The organism is Bifidobacterium sp. UBA6881, from assembly GCA_002451435.1.
GTDB lineage: Bacteria > Actinomycetota > Actinomycetes > Actinomycetales > Bifidobacteriaceae > Bifidobacterium.
Genome location: DKCF01000082.1, coordinates 952 through 6,183 on the forward strand (window position 1 = coordinate 952; position 5,232 = coordinate 6,183).

Genomic DNA, 5,232 nt, shown 5'->3' on the forward strand with positions numbered 1-5,232 from the left:
GAGCCGACGCTGCGCATCTGGGAATGGGCCGCGCCCGCGGTGGTCATCGGCAGATTCCAATCCCTGGAGCATGAAGTCGATGCGCGGGCCGCCCGCGACGGAGGATTCCATATCGTCAGACGCTGCACGGGAGGCGGCGCGATGTTCATCGAACCCGGGAACACCATCACCTACTCGCTGTATGCCCCCTTGGAATTCGTGCATGGCATCAGCATCGAAGACTCCTACAGGCTGTGCGACCACTGGCTTGTGGAGGCGCTGGACGGTCTCGGCCTCGATGTTCGGTTCTCAGGGCTCAACGACATCGCCACCCAATACGGCAAACTCGGCGGCGCCGCGCAACGCCGCTTCGCGCCACGCGACGGCGGCCCTGGGGCGGTGCTGCACCACGTCACGCTCGCCTACGACATCGATGCGCTGAAAATGTCTCGTGTGTTGCGCACGTCACGCGAGAAAATGTCCGACAAAGCCGTGAAATCGGCGGTAAAAAGGGTGGATCCGATGCGCTCGCAGACGGGAATGAGCCGTGACGCTGTGGTTGGGGCCCTGCTCGCGGCCGCGCGGCGAGTTACAATATAGCGCGAATGCCGAGAAGTTGGGTCGGCGCGTGACGGCGTACGAAAACGGAGGTGGCGACGCTGATGATGACACCGAACGGAACCGAGGAGGAAAGCTCCACCCTGTTGCATACCGCGCTGTTCAAGCAGGTCTCGCCAAGGGAGGCGGAGGAACTGCTTCCGCATCTGCAGCGCGCCGAATACAGCAAGGGCGACTTCATCTTCCGCGAGGGCGACACCGACCATCGCATGTATCTATTGGAAAAGGGACGGGTCAAGCTCATCCGTCAGGCCGCGGACCGGCGCGTGCAGCTGCTGAGCATCCACGCCTATGGCGAGGTGCTCGGCGAGATTCCCGTGTTCGACCCCCACGGAGGCCCCCGCACCGCATCCGCCGTCGCCATGTGCAACAGGACGCAGGTGGTCTGGCTCGAACACGACGCGTTGTTCGCCTGGCTCGACGAACATCCCAGGGTCGCCGTGGACATGCTGCAGGTGCTGGCGCACCGCATGCGCGACAACAACGAACGCATCTCCGATCTGGTGTTCATGGACGTTCCCGGACGGCTCGCCAAAACGCTGATCAACTTGGGCGCGCGCTTCGGGGAACCGGTCGAGGCCGGGCTGAAGGTGCCGCATGATCTCACCCAAGAGGAAATGGCCCAGCTGGTCGGCTCGTCGCGCGAGACGGTGAACAAGGCGCTGATGGATTTCGCGAACCGTGGCTGGATCGCACGCGAGGGACGTTCCATCATCATCTACCAGCCCGGAATGCTGATTCGCAGGTCGCGCAGATAGCCACCGCGGTTTCCGGTCCGCCGATATTGGTCGGCAGGTATGACGGATAATGCGGAAGGATTTTTCGGCTGATTTCCAGCGTTTTTTGAGATTCGACATCACTTTGTGATGAACCGGTGACGGCTCTGGGCGAACGGTGGATTAGTATACCCGCCACTTTAGAATGGGCACCATGCCCAAGAAGAAGAATGCCTTGACCGTTCAACGCGTGCTTGCGCTGGTGGTCGCCTACATCACGCTATGCGTAGGCGGCGGCCTGGTGACGAGCTTGTTTTTCCTGCCCGCCGTGTTCGGCGTCAACAGCGCGGCGAAAGCCGTCATCCCGTCCCTGTCCGTCGAGGGAATCGACTTCGACGTGACCAGTCTTCCCCAGCGTTCGACGATGTATTTCAACGACGGCAAAACCGCGTTTGCCGAGTTCTACACCCAGAACCGCGAGGTCGTTCCGCTGAAGAAGATCTCCAAGGCCATGCAGCAGGCCGTGGTGGCCCGTGAGGACAAGCGCTTCTTCGACCATGCCGGCGTCGATGTGCAGGGCGTCTTCCGCGCGTTCGTGCAGACCTATGTGAACCACGGCGACCAGCAGGGCGGCTCGACGCTGACCCAGCAGTACGTGAAGAACGTGCTCGCCACCCAGGCGAGGGAGGACGACGACCCCATCGCCGAATACCATGCATCCGAAGACACCATCGCCCGCAAACTGAGGGAAATGCTGATCGCGGTGCAGATCGAGAAGAAGTATTCCAAGGCGGAGATCCTGCAGGGATACCTCAACATCGCGCAGTTCGGACGCAACAATCTGTGCGGCGTCGAAATGGCCGCCAAACGGTATTTCAACGTCTCCGCGTCGCAATTGAACTACGTGCAGGCCGCCACCATCGCGGCCATCACGAAGAATCCGCAGAACTTCGATCCCTCGGTGGAAAGCAACCAGAAGGAGGCCGAGCGGCAGCGCAACATCGTGCTGACGCTGATGCACGACCAAGGTTTCATCACATCCGACAAGGAATACAAGGAAGCCATCAACACCCCGCTGAAGGACACGCTGAACCTGCAGGACGTGAGCTCCGGATGCCAGTCCGCCATTGAGAACACCGGCTTCTTCTGTTCGTATGTGGTCAACCAGATCCTGAAGAACAAGGCGTTCGGCAAGAACAGCGAGGCGCGTGAGAAGCTGCTGAAGGAAGGCGGTCTGAAGATCGTCACCACGCTCGACCGTAACGCGAACAACGCGGCCATGCAGGCCGCGAACAGCACCGTTCCCGCCACCGATCCATCCGGATTCGAAGTGATGATAGCGGCGGTGAAACCCGGTACGGGCGAGATATTGTCGTTCGGCATCAACCGAACGTACGACGCCACGGATGCCGCGCGAACCGACGAGACCAAGACGTCGATGAACTATATGGTCGACCAGGAGGACGGCGGCGGCATGGGCTTCAACGTCGGTTCCACCTGGAAGCCCATCAACATGGTGGCATGGATGCAGCAGGGCCATTCCATCAACGAGGCGCTGGCCACCAGCACCAGCTATTCGATGTCGCGGTTCAACTGCAACGGCTATGCGTTCACCGGCACATGGTCGGTGCAGAATTCCGGCGGCGGCACCACATCGCCGGAAACGCCTCTGCAGGGTCTGATCAAATCGCATAACACCACGCAGGCGTCGATGGCCTCCACCATCGGCCTGTGCGCGATCGCCGACGCGGCCAAGCAGATGGGATACCACAACGCCACCACCAACGCGTCCGACATCTATTCGGCGAACTCCTTCCAGCCGCCAATGACCATCGGCACCGTGCAGGCGTCTCCGCTGACCATGGCGAACGTGTACGCCACCATGGGCGCCAACGGCATGGAATGCACGCCGATCGCCATCAAGAAGGTGACCGACCGCAGTGGAGAGAGCGTGAAGGTGCCTTCCGCGGATTGCCACCAGGCGATCTCGCCGGAAATCGCGCAGACGGTGTCGTACGCACTGAACCAGGGTGTCGTCGTCTCGGGCGGTGAGGCCTCGACCACGCAGCTCGACGGCGGACGGAAGACCTTCGCGAAAACCGGTACGAACGAGAACACGGTGATGACCACCGCTGGCTTCGTGCCGAACCAGGTGGCCGCGTTCGTGGCCGTGGCCGACGCGCAGGACCCGATCCACAACACCTTCGACAACAAGACCATCAACGGCACCTACCACTCCAGCTGGTACGGCATGTACATCGCCACCCCGGCTTGGAAGGCGTTCATGAACTCCTACCTGTCGGCCATCAACGCGCCGGTCGACAACGATTACGGACAACCCGCGGAGCAATACACCAAGGGTGCCGCGACGACGACCACGCAACGGCAGTCCACGACCACGCAAAACAGCCAAGGCACGACCAGCCAAGGCACGAATGGTCAAGCGACCACGGAGAATGGAAACGGACAATAGCCGTTGCCATCGGCCCGTCTTGCCGGTCATGATCAGGCATTGACCGATTATGGCCGACCGGCCGATCGTGAACGACCGATTGATTATGGTCTGCATGATCGGCCGGACCGACCCGATGGCGCTGTTCCCGAGTGAACAGTTGATGAACGCCCGCCCTGCACGGCGGGCGTTCTGCTTAGAATGCACATGTAACAGATCCGGATGGACGCTGGATCCGTATGGATATCAGGTCCGTAGGGATGGATCGGAAGGGAAGATCATGGGGGAAGGCAAGAAACCGTCGAAAAAGAGCGGTTCGGCACGCTTGTTCGAACCGATCACGCTGCGCGGCTTGACCGTGCGCAATCGTATCTGGCTGCCGCCGATGGACACGTATTCGGCGTCGGCATGCGACGGCAAACCGACGCCGTTCCACTACCAGCATTACGTGTCGCGCGCCATGGGCGGGTTCGGCATGGTGGTCGTCGAGGCCACCGCGGTGGCTCCGGAAGGCCGCATCTCGCCGTGCGATCTGGGATTGTGGGACGATGCGCAGATGGATGCGTGGCGTTGGATCGTCTCCGATGCGAAGAAGACCGGCGCGGCTCTGGCGGTGCAGCTCAACCATGCCGGGCGCAAAGGCTCCACGGGATGCTTCTCCCTTGGATTCCAGGGAGCCAGCGTGCCCCGTGAATTCGGCGGATGGCAGACCGTCGCTCCAAGCGCGAAGGCGTTCGGCGAATATGCCGTGCCCCGCGAATTGACGGTGGATGAGATCCATGCCATCGTCGGTCGTTTCCGCGACGCCGCATGGCGCGCCGCGCAGGTCGGCTTCGACGCGGTCCAGGTGCATGCGGCGCATGGCTACCTGCTGTCGCAGTTCCTCGATCCGTTGGTCAACGAGCGCGAGGACGAATACGGCGGATCGTTCGAGAACCGCATCCGCATCGTGGTCGAGGTGGTCGATGCCATCCGTGCCGTGATTCCCGACGACATGCCGGTGCTGGTGCGTGTCTCGGCGACCGATTGGGCCGCGGGCGGATGGGATCTCGACCAGACCGTTTCCTTGGCGAAGGTGCTGAAAAAGCATGGCGTCGACATGATCGACGTGTCCACGGGCGGCATCATCGCCGACGTCACCGTGCCGGTCAAACCGAAATACCAGGTACCGTTCTCGGAACAGGTGCGTTCCCGCGCCGACGTGTCGACCACCGCCGTCGGATTGATCACCAAGCCGAAGCAGGCCGAAAAGGTGTTGAAATCGGGTGCCGCGGACGTTGTCGAAATCGGCCGCGCCGCGTTGCGTGACCCGTATTGGCCGCTGCGCGCGGCCGACAAGCTGGGCGTGCCCGTCGAGGAGGCGCCGTACCAGCCGCAGTATGTGCGTGGCGCGTTCCGCTGATTGCCGCTGTGCTCCCCATTGACGCTTGAGACGTCGCTTGGGGACGAATGATATCGGCGTTGGTC

General features: G+C 61.9%; 4 protein-coding genes. All 4 read left to right on the plus strand.

Annotated features, from left to right (window positions below; genetic code table 11):
- Positions 1-579, plus strand: a 579-nt coding sequence (locus B3C64_RS06380; RefSeq protein ID WP_291534535.1) for a lipoate--protein ligase family protein, incomplete at its 5' end; no start/stop codon positions are given.
- Between the two features lie 62 nt (positions 580-641).
- The gene (locus tag B3C64_RS06385) at positions 642-1,355 is read left to right on the plus strand and encodes a Crp/Fnr family transcriptional regulator (RefSeq protein ID WP_291534537.1); all 714 of its coding nucleotides are present in this window, start codon (positions 642-644) and stop codon (positions 1,353-1,355) included.
- A gap of 163 nt (positions 1,356-1,518) precedes the next feature.
- Positions 1,519-3,786 carry a transglycosylase domain-containing protein gene (locus B3C64_RS06390; RefSeq protein ID WP_291534538.1) on the plus strand — a complete coding sequence of 756 codons (2,268 nt, stop codon included), beginning with the start codon at positions 1,519-1,521 and terminating at the stop codon, positions 3,784-3,786.
- 259 nt (positions 3,787-4,045) lie between these two features.
- Entirely contained in the window at positions 4,046-5,167 is a 1,122-nt protein-coding gene (locus tag B3C64_RS06395) for an NADH:flavin oxidoreductase/NADH oxidase (protein WP_291534541.1), read from the plus strand.
- Positions 5,168-5,232: the final 65 nt, after the last annotated feature.